Source organism: Streptomyces sp. NPDC043726 (assembly GCF_056436565.1).
The window spans coordinates 1-14,402 of sequence record NZ_JBWKCI010000020.1; the positions used below are offsets into that span (position 1 = coordinate 1).

Genomic DNA, 14,402 nt, shown 5'->3' on the forward strand with positions numbered 1-14,402 from the left:
GGGAGGCGGCGGGCGGCGGTGCGGAAGGTGCCGTGGGGCTGCTGGGGGGTGCCCTCGGAGCGGGGGAAGAACTCGTACCAGGAGCCGTACAGGGCCCGTTCCCGCTCGACCAGCAGGGGCAGCGGGTCGGAGGCGGTGACCAGCTCCCGCAGCGGATACCGCGACAACACCTCGTGCACGTCGGGCCGGAAGGCGGCGGCCAGCCGGGACACGACCGGGAGCGAGTCGTCCAGGAGGGACCCCGCCGCACGGATGAGGACCTGACGCTGGTCGGCGGGCACTCCGGCCGCCGCGCGCTCCAGGAGTTCCGCGCCCTCCTCCAGGACCACTCCTACGTCGATCCCGGCCGGCACCTTGATCCGGGCCTTGCGGCGCCAGGTGGTCACCGGGTCGCTCCAGGCCTCGACCTGGAACGTCCAGTGCCCGGTGGCGGTGGGCGTGACGTCGGCGCCCCAGCGGTCGGTGCCCGGCGCCAGTTCACGCATCGGCGTCCAGGGGCCCGGCCGGCCCTCGGGATCCCGCAGAACGACATTGGCGGCCACGGCGTCGTGCCCCTCGCGGAACACGGTCGCCGAGACCTCGAACGTCTCACCCACGACCGCCTTCGCCGGGCGCCTGCCGCAATCCACGGCCGGCCCCACATGCCGTACCGGGATGCGGCCGATGGCCGCGGTTGCCTTCATGGTCTCCTCCGCCGTAGTCGTGGCCGGACCCCCTCAAAGGGCCCGGCCGGGGATTCAAGCTGTGCGGGAAGGGGTCTACCTTCCCGCCCGGGAACGCCGCTTGGTGCTCGGTGGACCCCGTCGCGCGGCGCGGCCGGGACGGGGTCGTTCGCTCTGCTCACGCAGATAGGTGCCGAGGCTGGTGCGCAGATAGCGCTCGGCGGCGTCCGCGGCCTCGCGCGCGCAGCGCTTGCCCATCAGCACGCACAGCGTGTAGCCCGAGTCCTCGAAAGTGGCCCGTACCGCGCTGTCGTTCGGGGACGCGAGCATGACGCGTTCCCAGGCCCGGTAGCGCCCAAGCTGGCGGGCGACTTCGGCTTTGGCCGGTAGCAACATGACGCCGTTCACCTCTCGGGATTCATGGCAGGCCACCATCGCGGACGCGGGGGGTGGCGTTGCGGAGACACACGGATGGGCATGGGTCTTCACTCATGGTGCACGTGTGACGACCCAGCGTCTTGTTAGAGCTTCAACTATGTCGCGGTTGCTCTTGGTGCTCGTGTTGCACGAATGGCGTAGCACTCTCACTCTTGAGGTGACTCTGAAGCGAACAATGCTCACGCTTCGCGTTCGGGGCCCGTCCCGCGGGGACGGGGAAGCGCCGAGCCTCGCCGGTGAGGAGCGAACGAGATGAAGACCGCAGTGCCCTGCTACTACCACCTCGACGTGGAAGTCAGCCCGGAACGGGTCGGACAGGTCAGGCGCATCCTGGCCGCTCACCTCAGGTTCTGGGATCTGGAGAACCTGGTGGAGCCCGTCTGTGGCGGTGCCGAACTGCTGCTGACCGCCATCGACGAGCACGCCACGGACAAGAACACGTCGATCGAGATGTGGTGGAACGGCCAGCACCTGATCACGGCCATCGGGGACAACGACCGCGAACTGCGCCCGGACCTGGAACTGCGCGGCTGCCTGGAGCAGATCGCCGCGATCAGCGACGGCTGGGGCTGCTGCGCCACGGACACCGGAAGCAAGGTCATCTGGTTCTCGCAGCGGGCCCGCGCCGGCGAGCGCGTGCCGCTGGTCCCGACCGCCCCGGCGCCGAGCCTGCGCGAGGTGCTTCAGGTACCCCGTGAGGTCCGGACCGCCTCGCTGGCGGCCCCGGCCGACGCTCCCGAGCGGCTGCTGGAGGAGGCGCGGTGACGGCGCGCGAGAACCGCGCAGGGGTGCCCGTCTGGAGCGGGCACCCTTACCCGCTGGGCGCCGCCTACGACGGACAGGGCACCAACTTCGCCCTGTTCAGCGAGGTCGCCGAGCGCGTCGAACTGATCCTGGTCGACGAACGCGGCCGGCACAGCTCGGTCGAACTGACCGAGGTCGACGGGTTCGTGTGGCACGGCTATCTGCCCGGCGTCGGCCCCGGCCAGCGCTACGGCTACCGGGTGCACGGACCCTGGGCCCCGTCCCTCGGCCACCGGTGCAATCCGGCGAAGCTGCTGCTGGACCCGTACGCCCGTGCGGTGGACGGCCAGGTGGACAACCACGCCTCCCTCTTCGAGCGGGCCCCCGAGGGACCCGCCCCGGGCGACAGTGCCGGGCACACCATGCTCGGCGTGGTGACCGACCCGTACTTCGACTGGGGTGACGACCGGCCGCCCAGGCGGCCGTACGCCGACACCGTCATCTACGAAGCCCATGTGCGCGGCCTGAGCCGCACCCACCCGGACGTCCCGGCCGAACTGCGCGGCACCTACGCCGGGCTCGCCCACCCCGCGGTCGTCGGGCACCTGACCTCGCTGGGCGTCACGGCCGTCGAGCTGATGCCGGTGCACCAGTTCGTCCAGGACGGCGTGCTGACCGACCGGGGCCTCGCGAACTACTGGGGCTACAACACCATCGGCTTCTTCGCCCCGCACAACGCCTACGCCGCGCACGGCACCCGGGGCCAGCAGGTCAGCGAGTTCAAGTCGATGGTGAAGTCGCTGCACGAGGCCGGTCTCGAAGTGATCCTGGACGTCGTCTACAACCACACGGCCGAGGGCAACGAGAAGGGCCCCACCCTGTCCTTCCGGGGCATCGACAACGCCTCCTACTACCGGCTGGTGGACGGCGACTGGACGCACTACTACGACACCACCGGCACCGGGAACAGCCTACTGATGCGGCACCCCTACGTGCTGCAGCTGATCATGGACTCGCTGCGGTACTGGGTCACCGAGATGCACGTCGACGGCTTCCGCTTCGACCTCGCGGCCACCCTGGCCCGGCAGTTCCACGAGGTGGACCGGCTCTCGGCGTTCTTCGACCTGATCCAGCAGGATCCGGTGATCAGCCGGGTGAAGCTGATCGCCGAGCCGTGGGACGTCGGCGAGGGCGGCTACCAGGTGGGCAACTTCCCGCCGCTGTGGTCGGAGTGGAACGGCAAGTACCGGGACACCGTGCGCGACTTCTGGCGCGGCGGCGAACACACCCTCGGCGACTTCGCCTCCCGGCTGACCGGCTCCGCCGACCTGTACCAGCACAGCAGGCGCCGCCCGCGCGCCAGCGTCAACTTCGTCACCGCGCACGACGGATTCACCCTGCGTGACCTCGTGTCGTACAACGACAAGCACAACGAGGCCAACGGCGAGGGCAACCGGGACGGCGAGAGCACCAACCGGTCCTGGAACTGCGGGGCCGAGGGGGAGAGCGCCGACCCGGCCGTGCTGGAGCTGCGCGCCCGCCAGCAGCGCAACTTCCTCGCCACGCTGCTGCTGTCGCAGGGCATCCCGATGCTCTGCCACGGCGACGAACTCGGGCGCACCCAGGGCGGCAACAACAACGCCTACTGCCAGGACAACGAGGTCTCCTGGATCGACTGGCGGCTCACGGAGGAGCAGCGCGAGCTCGCCGACTTCACGCGCTACGTCATCGAGCTGCGCACCGCTCACCCCGTGCTGCGCCGCCGCCGCTTCTTCCGCGGCGAGACCGTCACGCACGCCGGCCAGCCGCTGCCCGACCTGGTGTGGCTGCTGCCGGACGCCGGGGAGATGACGGAGGAGGACTGGCAGCGCTCCGACGCCCACTGCGTCGGCGTGTTCCTCAACGGAGACGCCATCGCCGAACCGGACCCGTGCGGCCGCCCGGTCGTGGACGACTCCTTCCTGCTCCTGCTCAACAGCTACTGGGAGCCGGTGGAGTTCCAGCTCCCGGACCCGGCGTACGGCGAACGCTGGACGACCCTGATCGACACGGCGAACCCCGAGGGCGCCCCGGACGAGACGGAGCACAAGGCGGCGACCACGATGACGGTCACCGACAGAAGCCTCGTGCTGCTCTCCCGTCCGTCGCGGTCAACACCCTAGGAGCGCGGGGCACGCAGCGAGTGCCCCGCAGGCGCCTATTCGGTCCTGCGGGGCACTCGCTGCGTGGGTCACCGCTCTCGTCGCGACGTGACCGTGAACTGCGCGCCGTCCGAATCCCGCAGTACCGCCTCGTCCTCGGTCTTCGACAGGACGCTGCCGCCGTGCTGCTCGGCCGTGCGGGCGCACGCGGCGACGTCCCGGACGGCGAAGTGGACCTGCCAGTGCGGGCGGATGGTGGGGTCGGGGGCGGCGCCGAGAGCCCCGGACTCGATCCGGGCCACGATGTCTCCCTGACTGCGCAGCACGACCTCGCCGTCCTCGTAGTGCACCTCGCAGCAGCCGGGGCGCTGCGAGGCCCAGTCCAGGACCTCGCCGTAGAAGATCGCGGAGTCGAAGGCGTCGCGGGTGTGCAGCCGGATGAAGGCCGGGGCGGAGCGGCGCCAGGTCTCCCAGTCGCCGACCAGCTCGCCCTCCCAGATCCCGAAGGTGGCGCCGTCCCGGTCGGCGAGCAGCGCCGCGCGGCCGGGCGGGAAGGAGAGCGGTCCGACGGCCGCCGTGCCGCCGCGCTCCTGCACCCGCGACACGGCGTCGTCCGCGCTCGGCACGGCGAAATACGGCGTCCACGCGACGGCCATCTGCCACATCGTGGCGACCGCGGCGATCCCGGCGACGGGCACGCCGTCGGCCAGGGCGATCCGGAAGCGCTCGCCGAGCTTGCCGGTGCGCCAGCGCCAGCCGAAGACGGCGCTGTAGAAGTCCTGGGTGGTCTCCAGGTCCCGGCTGGTCAGGCTCACCCAGCAGGGCGCGCCGAACACGGAGTGCGTGGAGACCACGTCCTTCGTGCCGCTGGGGACCTTCGTGTCGTGATTCATGGCTGTCGCGTCCTGGTCTCGCCGGGCCGGCGGCCACCGGCGTCTCTTCCCAGTGTCCGGCCGTCACCCCTTGCGGCGCCTGCCGAGTACCCCGGCCGGTACGCCGAAACAATGATGATTCCACCCACCACGCAGTGGCATACCGCTGCACGAGTGACGAGGATGGATGCGTGACCCGTGTACCCCGCGAGCCCGCCGACGAGACCGACCGGATCTCCGCGTTGGAGCAGGAGGTCGACCAGCTGAAACACGCCGTCGCCTCGCACGCCGTCGTGGACCAGGCGATCGGCATGATCGTGGCCCTCGGCCGGGTCGCCCCGGAACAGGGCTGGGCGGTTCTGAAGGACGTGTCCCAGCACACCAACATCAAGCTCCGCCGGGTGGCGGACCTCATCCTGGTCTGGGGCCGCGACGGGGAGATGCCCCCGCAGATCCGCGTCGAGCTCGAGGAGGCGCTCGAACGTCACGGCCCGACGCAGATCCCGGGGATGGCCGAGGACCTCTAGGGCGCCTTGACGAGCAGTTCCTCTCGCAACTGGGTGAAGCAGCCGCTGAGCAGCCGGGAGACGTGCATCTGGGAGATCCCCAGCTGCTCGGCGATGCAGCTCTGGGTCATGCCGCGGAAGAACCGCAGATAGAGGATGGTGCGCTCGCGCTCGGGCAGTCGCTCCAGGCAGGGCCGGACAGCGACCCGGTCGACGACGACGTCGAAGGCGGGATCGGGTCCGCCGAGGGAGTCACCGAGGGCGTAGCCGTCGGTGCCGGGCATCTCCGCCTCCAGCGACAGCGCGGAGAAGCAGTCCAGGGCCTCCATCCCCGTGCGCACCTCGTCCTCGGTCAGCTCGGTGAACTCGGCGATCTCCTGGACGGTGGGGGCGTGCCCCTGGGAGGTCTGCGACAGCTCCTTGGTGGCCTGCCGCACCCGGTTGCGCAGATCCTGGACCCGGCGCGGCACGTGCAGGGTCCACATGTGGTCCCGGAAGTGCCGCTTGATCTCGCCGGTGACGGTCGGCACCGCGTACGCCTCGAAGGCGCAGCCACGGGCGGGGTCGTAGTGGTCGACGGCCTTCACGAGCCCGAGCGCGGCCACCTGGTACAGGTCCTCGAGGGCCTCGCCGCGTCCCTTGAAGCGGACCGCGATGCGCTCCGCCATGGGCAGCCAGGCCTGGACCAGCCGGTCGCGGAGCGCCTTGCGCTCCGGCCCCTCGGGCATCCGTGCGAGCCGTGCGAAATCCGCGGCGGTATCGGGGGCGTCGTCGTGCGGGTGCTGCTTCGTTCTGCCGGTGGCGGACATGAAGCGCACCTCCCTCAGCAGGTGCTGGATAGGACAGTCACCGTGGGAGGCGCGGCTCGGACCACGCGAAGCGACATCCGGGGCCCTTCGACCGGGCTCCCACGGACGTGCCTCCTGTCCGAAGCACTCCTAGAGGATTCCCGGCCACGACCGCGTCAAAACAATTGCCCCGATTTAAGCGAATATGGTGCACAATCCGAAGTCGGTCGAATCCGGTGCGTGAGAGTCACCCGGGAACCGGGTCGCGGACGTGATGTGCGGCACGCTCGTGTTCCCGCCTTTCGGGCCCGTGCGACCGATAGTGCCTGGGCAGCGCTTGATCAGCGATCAAAGCGGGTGAATGCGCTGGCCACAGCGCATTCCGCTCATTTGACAGTGGTCCGAGCGCACAGATAGGAAGCAGCTCTCTGAGGTCGAAGAGGTGCAGTGTGTGCGAGCCGAACGTGGTCGGGGACTGGCAGGAGTACGACGAGCATGCCGGTCTGCGCGTCCGCGTCCACCGTCTGGAGAAGGCCGAGCCTCCACGCGGACGTGACGACGCCGCCGAGGGCCTGGCCTACTTCTGCCTGCGCGTGACGGTCGAGAACCGCGGCGAGCGGCACTACGGCATCCACCTCGAGGACGGCCAGCTCGACGTGCGGATCGGCACGGACGGCGAGGGCGCCTTCATCGACTGGCGCAATTCGCAGTTCATCGAGGGCTTCGACGTCTATCCGCTGCGCCGGGCCACCGCCGTGCTCTACGCGGCCGGAGCGGACGAGAACCTCAGTCAGATCGACGTGCAGATCCAGCTGCGGGTCGACGAGGAGTGGACCGAGCGCAGGCTGTGGGCGGGCGGCATCGGGCTGTCCGAGGGTCCGTCCCACGCCGGCGCGGGACGGGAGTGCCTGGCCCACCAGGTGAGCAATTTCCTGCGCGACCAGGCCGAAGAGGGCACCGCCTGACGCGAGCGCCGCGCCCGGCTGCGGGACGCCCCCGCCGCAAGGCGGGCTGCCCCCGTCTCGGCGCGGGCTGTCCCCGCCTCAGCGCGGGCTGCCCCCGCCTCAGTGCGGGATGCCGTCGATGATCTCGCGGGCACCCTGACGCAGCAGCGCCACGGCGACCGAGGTGCCGAGCGTGGCCGGATCCAGTCGCCCCGCCCACTCGTGGGCGTTCAGTCGCGTCTTGCCGTCCGGGGTGAACACACAGGCCCGCAAAGCCAGTTCCCCGCCGTGGTCCACGCGCGCGTAACCGGCGATCGGGCTGTTGCAGTGCCCCTGGAGGACATGCAGGAACATCCGCTCGGCGGTGGCCTCCCGGTGGGTGTCCGGATCGCCGAGTCCGCTGACGGTGTCGATCAGCTCGCTGTCGCCCTCCCGGCACTGCAGGGCGAGGATGCCCGCGCCGATCGGCGGCATCATCGTCTCGGGGGAGAGGATCTCGCTGATCACGTCCTGCCGTCCGATGCGCTCCAGACCGGACACCGCGAGCAGCAGCGCGTCGGCCTCTCCCGCGCGCAGCTTCTCCAGCCGCCGGTTGGCGTTGCCACGGAAGGGCACGCACTCCAGATGCGGGTGGGTCGCGGCCAGTTGGGCGATGCGGCGCACCGAGGAGGTGCCGACGCGGGTGCCGTCGGGCAGTTCGTCCAGGGTGAGCCCGTCCGGATGGATCAGGGCGTCCCGGATGTCGTCCCGCTTCAGGAACGCGGCGAAGACGGTGCCGGCCGGCAGCGGCCGGTCGGCGGGCACGTCCTTGACGCAGTGCACCGCGAGGTCGGCCTCCCCGGCCAGCAGGGCGGCGTCCACCTCCTTGGTGAACGCCCCCTTCCCGTCGACCTTGGACAGATCGCCCATCCACTTGTCGCCGGTCGTCTTCACCGGCACGACCTTGGTGCGCACCCCGGGATGCAGTGCCGTCAACTCGGCGCGGACGCGCTCCACTTGGGCGAGCGCCATGGGCGAGTCGCGGGAGACGATACGGATCAGTTCGGGGACGGACATGCCGCCACGATAGACCTTCCGATCACGGCTGCCCTGCCGTACCGCTCGATTCCCGTCGCTCAGGACAGGCTCCACTCGAAGGGCCAGTGGTTGGTCTCCCAGTGCTCGGGCAGGGCGGCGATGTTGTCCGGGGTGCGCACCAGGCTGCGGTGGCGCACCAGTTCACGCCGTTCGGCAGGGGTCAGCAGCGCGTCGACGCCGTTGTCGGGCACGGAGTCGACGTCACCCTTCTCGCACACGTTGACGAAGTCACCCTCGGGCGTGCGCACATCGACCCGGAAGTCGGTGCGCCACTGCGAGTTGTGTCCCCAGCCGTGCGAGAGGTCCTCGGTCGGCCGGTGCCGGCGCAGGTACGTCCAGTACAGCGGCGCCCGGTCGGCCACCCCGCGTTCGGCGTGCCGGGCGCCCGCGCGGATGCGTACCCCGGCCCGGCCGAACAGCAGATGCCCGTGCCACAGCCCCGGCCAGACGACCTCGGTGACGCTGATCGGCTCATCGGGGTCGTCGGCCTGCTCCACCTCGACGATCTCGTGCAGGAACGGATCGAAGACGGCCGCGTCCTCGAACGGCGTCATGCCCAGCCGGGAGAACAGCTCCCGGTACCGGTCCGCCGTGACCGGCGGCCAACGGACCGCGGGCCCTTGCTGGAACGACAGCAGCAGCACGTCGCTGACCCGGCTCAACGCGTACAGCTCCCACAGCAGCTCCTGGCCCCGCTCGGGGTCGAGTTCGCCGCCCGGTGTCCGGGGCAGCAGCGCGACGTTCTCGGCGAGGGCACTGACGTACGGCGTCCCGGCGCGCCGGAGCCACGGCTCCACCACCTCCGGGAACGCGTCGGGCCCGGTGTGGTCCTCCAGCGCGTGGAACAGCTCCCGCGCGTCGACCCAGGTGTCTTCCGTCTCCATGCGCGCACGGTAGAGGCGGCGGGGCCGCAAGATCCATGTGTTTACGGCGCTCCGCGGCCCCGCGCGAGCACCGCGAGGGCCCCGGCCGTGAGGAGGCCCGCGACGAGGAAGGTGCCGCGCACCCCGAGCGGGCCGAGCAGGGCGCCGCCGAGGAGGGCGCCGACGGCCACGCCCGCGTTGAAGGCGACCGAGTTGGCGGCCAGGGCGGATTCGGTGCGGCCCGGGGCCACGTGCAGCACCTGGCTCTGCGAGGCCATGAAGGCGGGGCCCACGGACGCCCCCAGCAGCATCAGCAGCGCGACCGTCGCCACCTGGCTGTGGCCCGCCGTGTACAGGCCGAGCAGGGAGATCAGCTGGGTGGTGACCGGTACGGCGAGCGTGGCGCGCGGGAACCGGTCCAGGAGCGGCCCGGCCACGGTCACCCCCGCAAGGCCCGCCGCTCCGAAGGCCAGCAGTACGGCGCCCACCGCGTCCTCGTCGAATCCGCTCACCTCGTCCAGGAAGGCCGCGATGTAGGTGAAGGCGGTGAACACTCCCGTCACCGACAGGGCGGTGGTGGTCACGACGACCAGGAAGCGGCGCCGGTCCGGGGCGAGCCCGTAGGCCGAGTGGCTCTCCTGCGGGCGGGAGGTCGGCAGGAACACGGCGACCGCGACGAGCGACACCAGTGCGAGCGCGCCGAGCACCGCGAACGGGGTCCGCCAGCCGGCCTGCCCGCCGAGCCAGGTCCCGGCCGGCACACCGAGCACCGTGGCCAGCGAACCCCCGACCGACAGCAGGCCGATGATCCGGCCGCGCCGCTCGGGCGGGTACAGGCCGACCGCGACCGGCCCCATCACCGACCAGTACAGCGCCTGCGCGAGCGCGGTCGTGGCACGGGCCCCGGCCAGCGGGCCGTAGGAGACGACGTCCAGGGCCGAGGCCCAGCTGGCCGCGGCGAGGAGGCCGAGCAGGACGACGAGCAGATGGCGGCGGGGCACCGCGCGGGTGGCGTGGGCGAGAGGGAGCGACACCACCACGACGGTGAGGGCGTAGCCGGTGACCAGCAGCCCGGCCCTCGGCAGCGAGACGCCGAGGTCCTCGGACATCCGGGGCAGCAGCCCGACGGGCAGGTTCTCGGTCGTGTTGAAGGTGAACGCGGCCAGCATCAGCGCCGCGACGACGGCGCCTCTGCGCCAAGCCGCGGTGCTTTCCACGGCTGTTGATCGGTGGTCGGTCACCGGGCCACCCTGCGGGGCCCGTGACGGCGCCTCTACTCTTTCGTCCCAGGCCGAATCGAGGTCGGCGACACGAGGGAGGCCGTCTTGCCCCTGACCCTGGACCTGGGCACCGCCGACCTGACGCGCTGCCGGTTCGCGATCTCGCCGCTGTGCCAGACCCACGAGGCGCTACGACTGCTGCGCCGCCCGGCCCGCCACGGCTACCACCGGAGCTGGCTGCGCCGCGTCCGCCGTACCGTCGCCGGACTCGATCTGGCTCCGCTGTGGCTGTTCATCCCGCGCCCCGGCGGCTACACACCCGACTTCCTGGGACCGCCGCCGGTCGAGCCGTACCCCCGGATCGAGGACGAGCTCGCGCGGATGCGCGCCACCGACCCGGCCCTCGCGCACGCCGAGATGGCCCGCTCACTGGCCTGTACGCCCGGACTGGCGGCCTCGCCCCAGGGGCGCGCGGCGCTCGACGACCCCACCGCCACCGTGCGGCGGCTCGCCGATCTCACCGAGCGGGCCTGGCACGCCCTGCTCGCCCCGGACTGGCCGCGCCACCGGGCCGTGCTGGAGGCCGACATCGCCCACCGCTCCCGGCAGGCCGCCGGCGGTGGGCTCGACGCGCTCCTCACCGGCCTGCATCCCGGCATCGGCTGGTCGGGGCACACCCTCACACTGGGCATGTACGGCGACCTCGTCGACGCCCAGCACGCCGACGGGCGTGGTGTGGTGCTGATGCCGAGCGTGTTCGTGTGGCCGGACGTGGTCAGCGGCTTCGCCCGCCCCTGGCAGCCCACCGTCATCTACCCGGCGCTCGGCATGGGCCGCCTGCACGACCCGGCGCCGCCGGGCCCGCCCGAGGCCCTGGCCCGGCTGCTCGGCCACCAACGCGCCGCGATCCTCGGTGGGTTGACGGCCCCCGCATCGACCACCGAACTCGCCGCCCGGCACGGCCTCGCCGCGTCGACCGTCTCGGCCCATCTGTCGGCGCTGCGCGAGGCCGGCCTGCTGACCTCCCGGCGCGAGGGCCACTATGTCCTGTACGGGCGGACCGACTTGGGCGACAGTCTGGTCAGGGGACCAGCGGCTCGCTGAGCTCGATCGCCCGCTGCGCCGCGGCGAGCGCCATGTCGTCGCCGACGTCCAGGGCCGTGTCGGTGAGCTTGATGACGTGCTCGTCACCGTGCGCGAGGGCCCGTTCCATGACCTCCTCGGCGGTGAGCCGGGCGGACGGTTCGTAGGCGACCGGCGCGTCGGGGCCGTACATCGCCGTGACGGCGGCGGACGCGGTCCAGGCCGCGCGCAGGCTCGGTGCCCACAGCTCGCGGGGCAGCGAATCCAGTGTGCGCAGCACGGCGTTGGGCGCGGTCGCCGCGTGCACGAGCATCGTCGGCTCGCCGTGGCCGTGGGTGGCGTAGCGGTGGGTCGTGGCGCGGACCAGTTCGGTGAGCCGGGCCCGTGCGGTGTCGGGGTCGGTGACGTCGTCCGCCCAGCGGGGCAACCCGTGCACGGCGGCGAGGCGGTTGAGGAAGCCCACATGGCCCTTCGGGATGGTGGGCACGGCGTCCAGGGACGCCAGGGCGGTCGGCGCGCCCGGCAGTACGGCGACACCGGTCACCGGCTGGTGGCGGGCCGCCCAGTAGCCCAGGGCGTGCGCGAGTTCGGTGCGCCGGGGCGCCGACTCACCGGCTTCGAGGGCGCGTACGGCGTGGCCGGCCCGGATGACGACGTGTGTCGCTCCGCCGTACATCCCGGGCAGCAGGCGCGGCCACCACTCGGCGAGGACGTCCCGCCAGGGGCGGTCGGCGAGGGTGCGGGAGAAGTGGTCCGTCCAGTCCGCGATCCGGCGCGGATCGCCCAGCGCGGCTTGCCAGTTGTCGTCGGTGACGGGGGCCGTGCGGCCGGGGAAGTCCTCCAGCCTGTCCCGGTACAGGTCCACCCAGCGGTGCACGTCCCCCGCCCGCCCGTGCGCGGCGAGCGCCTCGACGACCATGGGCGCGTGGTTCGTCAGCCAGCCCTCCCGTTCGGGGCCGGCGGCATGCAGGCGTTCCAGGGCTTCTTCGAGCTGTCCGCTCGTGTCGACGGTGTCCATGACGAGCACGCTAGACACCGCCCGACGGCACCGGATCGGGCCCGGGGCGGAGGCGCCGCGCGGCGCTGGTCCTAGGTCCTGCCTGACCCCGGGCCCGAGGGCCTCACGCGTACGGGTCGAAGGTGATGCCCGACGGCTTGGCGGAGGAGAGGTGGTTGCCGAAACTGGCGTCCTTCAGGCCGAAGTTGGCGCTGCCGAAGTTGTACGCCACGAGCTTGTCGCGGATCCCGGAGGGGTAGCCGTTCCAGCCGACCAGCGGCGGGTACTGCCAGGTGCCCTTGTGGTTCTCCGGCGGCTCGTCGTTGGAGTTGGCCAGCCGGAAGCAGTGTGTGCTGATGCCGTCCTTGTGGTACACGATCTTGGCGTGCGTGCCCTCGAAGCGGACCGAGGACGCCGCGCTCACCGTGAACGAGCCGTGGTTGGACGTCGAGACGTACTTGACGGAGCCGCTCTGCACCCAGATCACGACGTGCTCCCAGTCGTGCCGGTGCCCGCCGATGCTGGTGCCCGCGAGGGCCTGGTCCTTCTCGAAGTACAGGCCGTACAGGTAGGCGCACCAGCCGTTGTTGCACTTGTAGCGCGAGTAGCTGTTGGTGTTGTCCAGGTCCGAGGCGTCACGGCAGTTGCCGTTGAGGGCGCCGGTCGGGTTCAGGCCGCCGTTGACGGTCCCGTCGGCACTGATCGCGGGCGTGGCGTAGCAGCCGTCCGTGTCGTAGTCGAAGGCCGGCTGGTACGTGAACTCGGCGGCCTCGGCGTTGGCGGGCAGGGCCGGCGGCGGGGCCGCGAAGGCGACGGAGGGGAAGGCGATGACGAACGCGGCGGCACCGGCGAGACCGGTGAGCCATCTCCTGGCGTGCTTCTTCGACGACGATGACGACACTGCGTCCTCCTCGGGGCGCGGGCGCGGCCCAACGGCTGTGGGGGAAAGGGAAGTTCGACTTCCCGACGGCGACGCTCAGCTTCCCGAGTTTTCATGTCCGCGCCAAGAGGGGGCAGGCGTCCGAGTGGTTACGGACACCCCAATACTTGGATCATGGCTGTGAGCCGGGCATGTCCGCCGAGGACTCCTCCGGCGTGAGATCGGGCCGCAGCCGCAACCAGGACGGCTGCCGCAGCAGCCCGGCCCGGGTGCGGGTGCTGAATCGCACCTCCCCGACGAGCCGGGGCACCACCCAGCGCGCGCCCGGAACCGCGGGCACGGGATCGAAGGGGCACACGTCCGTCTCGGCGGCCCGGAGCAGCCCGGCCAGCTCCCGGCGCTCCTTCTCGCTCCAGCCGGTGCCCACCCCGCCGGCGTACCGCAGCCGCCCCTCGGCCCGCTGACCCACCAGCACCGCGCCCGGCAGGCCGGTGATCCGTCCCTTCCCCGGCAGCCAGCCGCCGACGATCACGTCCTCGCTGCGCATGTTGCGGATCTTGATCCAGTTCCGGGAGCGCACCCCGGGCTCGTACACGGAGTCCAGCCGCTTGCAGACCAGCCCCTCCAGACCGTGCTCGCGCGTGGCCTGTAGCGCCTGCTCCCCGTGGCCCACGAGCGCCCCGGGCGTCGACCAGTGCGGCCCGTCCAGGCCGAGCCCCTCCAACCGCTCGCGGCGCCGCAGATAGGGGAACCGGATCAGGGATCGTCCGGCGAGATGCATGACGTCGAAGAACACCAGATGCGCCGGCACCTGCGCGGCCCGGCGCGCCGCCCGGCCCGGTGCGTGGGCCAGCCCCATCCGGGACTGCAGCAACTGGAAGTCGGCGCGCCCGTGCTCGTCGAGGGCCAGCACCTCCCCGTCCAGCACCGCCGGGGTACCGCCCAGCGCGCCGCCCAGCGGCCGCAGTTCGGGGTAGGCGGCGGTGACCTCCTCCCCGGAGCGGGCCCGCAGGACCAGGCCCCCCTTCCCGTCGAGGTAGGCCACCACTCGCTGGCCGTCCTGCTTGGTCTCGTACGCCCAGCGCGCGTCCTGCGCGACGGGCGGCAGGGCGCCGGGGGTGGCGAGCATCGGAGGGATCAGCGGCAGGCTCACGGGTGAGTTTTCGACGGGCGGGCCGTCCGCCACG

At 71.8% G+C, this 14,402-nt stretch carries 15 protein-coding genes; 5 read left to right on the forward strand and 10 right to left on the reverse strand.

The annotated features are described in order from the left end of the window. Both AC068Z_RS38615 and AC068Z_RS38620 read right to left on the reverse strand, forming a co-directional pair. Positions 1-683: maltotransferase domain-containing protein (locus AC068Z_RS38615; protein WP_478567147.1), on the reverse strand; the 683-nt coding region annotated here is incomplete at its 3' end. A gap of 75 nt (positions 684-758) precedes the next feature. Then, the gene (locus tag AC068Z_RS38620) at positions 759-1,058 is read right to left on the reverse strand and encodes a DUF5133 domain-containing protein (RefSeq protein ID WP_451732287.1); all 300 of its coding nucleotides are present in this window, start codon (positions 1,056-1,058) and stop codon (positions 759-761) included. A gap of 294 nt (positions 1,059-1,352) precedes the next feature. On the opposite strand from AC068Z_RS38620, the gene AC068Z_RS38625 reads away from it, so the two are divergent. Continuing rightward, positions 1,353-1,865 (forward strand): pep a2, encoded by a 513-nt coding sequence (locus AC068Z_RS38625; protein WP_478567150.1) that lies wholly within the window; start codon positions 1,353-1,355, stop codon positions 1,863-1,865. After that, on the forward strand, positions 1,862-4,006 hold the full coding sequence (gene glgX, locus AC068Z_RS38630) for a glycogen debranching protein GlgX (protein ID WP_478567153.1): 2,145 nt from the start codon (positions 1,862-1,864) through the stop codon (positions 4,004-4,006). Before AC068Z_RS38625 ends, glgX begins: the two co-directional genes overlap by 4 nt. A 68-nt stretch (positions 4,007-4,074) precedes the next feature. Here the strand turns inward: glgX and AC068Z_RS38635 are convergent, their stop codons facing one another. Then, complete coding sequence (locus tag AC068Z_RS38635; protein ID WP_478567156.1) at positions 4,075-4,878, reverse strand: VOC family protein; 804 nt, start codon at positions 4,876-4,878, stop codon at positions 4,075-4,077. A 170-nt stretch (positions 4,879-5,048) separates the two neighbouring features. On the opposite strand from AC068Z_RS38635, the gene AC068Z_RS38640 reads away from it, so the two are divergent. Next, complete coding sequence (locus tag AC068Z_RS38640) at positions 5,049-5,384, forward strand: ANTAR domain-containing protein (protein WP_478567159.1); 336 nt, start codon at positions 5,049-5,051, stop codon at positions 5,382-5,384. Here AC068Z_RS38640 and AC068Z_RS38645 read toward each other — a convergent pair. After that, on the reverse strand, positions 5,381-6,172 hold the full coding sequence (locus tag AC068Z_RS38645; protein ID WP_478567162.1) for a SigB/SigF/SigG family RNA polymerase sigma factor: 792 nt from the start codon (positions 6,170-6,172) through the stop codon (positions 5,381-5,383). The genes AC068Z_RS38640 and AC068Z_RS38645 overlap by 4 nt on opposite strands. A gap of 428 nt (positions 6,173-6,600) precedes the next feature. Between AC068Z_RS38645 and AC068Z_RS38650 the strand changes: the two genes are divergently transcribed. Next, on the forward strand, positions 6,601-7,116 hold the full coding sequence (locus AC068Z_RS38650; RefSeq protein WP_478567165.1) for a hypothetical protein: 516 nt from the start codon (positions 6,601-6,603) through the stop codon (positions 7,114-7,116). Between the two features lie 99 nt (positions 7,117-7,215). Here AC068Z_RS38650 and hemC read toward each other — a convergent pair whose 3' ends face one another. From hemC to AC068Z_RS38665, 3 genes are read right to left on the reverse strand one after another with little or no spacing between them, the layout of a single operon-like run. After that, on the reverse strand, positions 7,216-8,151 hold the full coding sequence (gene hemC / locus AC068Z_RS38655; RefSeq protein ID WP_478567168.1) for a hydroxymethylbilane synthase: 936 nt from the start codon (positions 8,149-8,151) through the stop codon (positions 7,216-7,218). A 59-nt stretch (positions 8,152-8,210) separates the two neighbouring features. Further along, the gene (locus AC068Z_RS38660; protein WP_478567171.1) at positions 8,211-9,056 is read right to left on the reverse strand and encodes a hypothetical protein; all 846 of its coding nucleotides are present in this window, start codon (positions 9,054-9,056) and stop codon (positions 8,211-8,213) included. A gap of 41 nt (positions 9,057-9,097) precedes the next feature. Further along, positions 9,098-10,204 carry an MFS transporter gene (locus tag AC068Z_RS38665; RefSeq protein ID WP_478567502.1) on the reverse strand — a complete coding sequence of 369 codons (1,107 nt, stop codon included), beginning with the start codon at positions 10,202-10,204 and terminating at the stop codon, positions 9,098-9,100. A 156-nt stretch (positions 10,205-10,360) separates the two neighbouring features. Between AC068Z_RS38665 and AC068Z_RS38670 the strand changes: the two genes are divergently transcribed. Beyond that, positions 10,361-11,359, forward strand: a complete 999-nt coding sequence (locus tag AC068Z_RS38670; protein ID WP_478567174.1) for an ArsR/SmtB family transcription factor — start codon at positions 10,361-10,363, stop codon at positions 11,357-11,359. On the opposite strand, the gene AC068Z_RS38675 is transcribed toward AC068Z_RS38670, so the two are convergent. The 3 genes from AC068Z_RS38675 to AC068Z_RS38685 form a co-directional block, all read right to left on the reverse strand. Beyond that, positions 11,337-12,356 (reverse strand): questin oxidase family protein, encoded by a 1,020-nt coding sequence (locus AC068Z_RS38675; protein ID WP_478567177.1) that lies wholly within the window; start codon positions 12,354-12,356, stop codon positions 11,337-11,339. The two genes, AC068Z_RS38670 and AC068Z_RS38675, sit on opposite strands and share 23 nt — an antisense overlap. A 103-nt stretch (positions 12,357-12,459) precedes the next feature. Further along, on the reverse strand, positions 12,460-13,236 hold the full coding sequence (locus tag AC068Z_RS38680; protein ID WP_478567180.1) for an NPP1 family protein: 777 nt from the start codon (positions 13,234-13,236) through the stop codon (positions 12,460-12,462). Between the two features lie 151 nt (positions 13,237-13,387). Further along, positions 13,388-14,368, reverse strand: a complete 981-nt coding sequence (locus AC068Z_RS38685; protein ID WP_478567183.1) for an ATP-dependent DNA ligase — start codon at positions 14,366-14,368, stop codon at positions 13,388-13,390. Between the last annotated feature and the right edge of the window lie 34 nt (positions 14,369-14,402).

What these genes read in the sequence shown, in the direction of transcription:
- AC068Z_RS38620 (WP_451732287.1), bottom strand. Translation starts at nt 1,058, where the DNA reads ATGTTGCTACCGGCCAAAGCCGAAGTCGCCCGCCAGCTTGGGCGCTAC.
- AC068Z_RS38625 (WP_478567150.1), top strand. Translation starts at nt 1,353, where the DNA reads ATGAAGACCGCAGTGCCCTGCTACTACCACCTCGACGTGGAAGTCAGC.
- AC068Z_RS38635 (WP_478567156.1), bottom strand. Translation starts at nt 4,878, where the DNA reads ATGAATCACGACACGAAGGTCCCCAGCGGCACGAAGGACGTGGTCTCC.
- AC068Z_RS38645 (WP_478567162.1), bottom strand. Translation starts at nt 6,172, where the DNA reads ATGTCCGCCACCGGCAGAACGAAGCAGCACCCGCACGACGACGCCCCC.
- hemC (WP_478567168.1), bottom strand. Translation starts at nt 8,151, where the DNA reads ATGTCCGTCCCCGAACTGATCCGTATCGTCTCCCGCGACTCGCCCATG.
- AC068Z_RS38660 (WP_478567171.1), bottom strand. Translation starts at nt 9,056, where the DNA reads ATGGAGACGGAAGACACCTGGGTCGACGCGCGGGAGCTGTTCCACGCG.
- AC068Z_RS38665 (WP_478567502.1), bottom strand. Translation starts at nt 10,204, where the DNA reads ATGCTGGCCGCGTTCACCTTCAACACGACCGAGAACCTGCCCGTCGGG.
- AC068Z_RS38675 (WP_478567177.1), bottom strand. Translation starts at nt 12,356, where the DNA reads ATGGACACCGTCGACACGAGCGGACAGCTCGAAGAAGCCCTGGAACGC.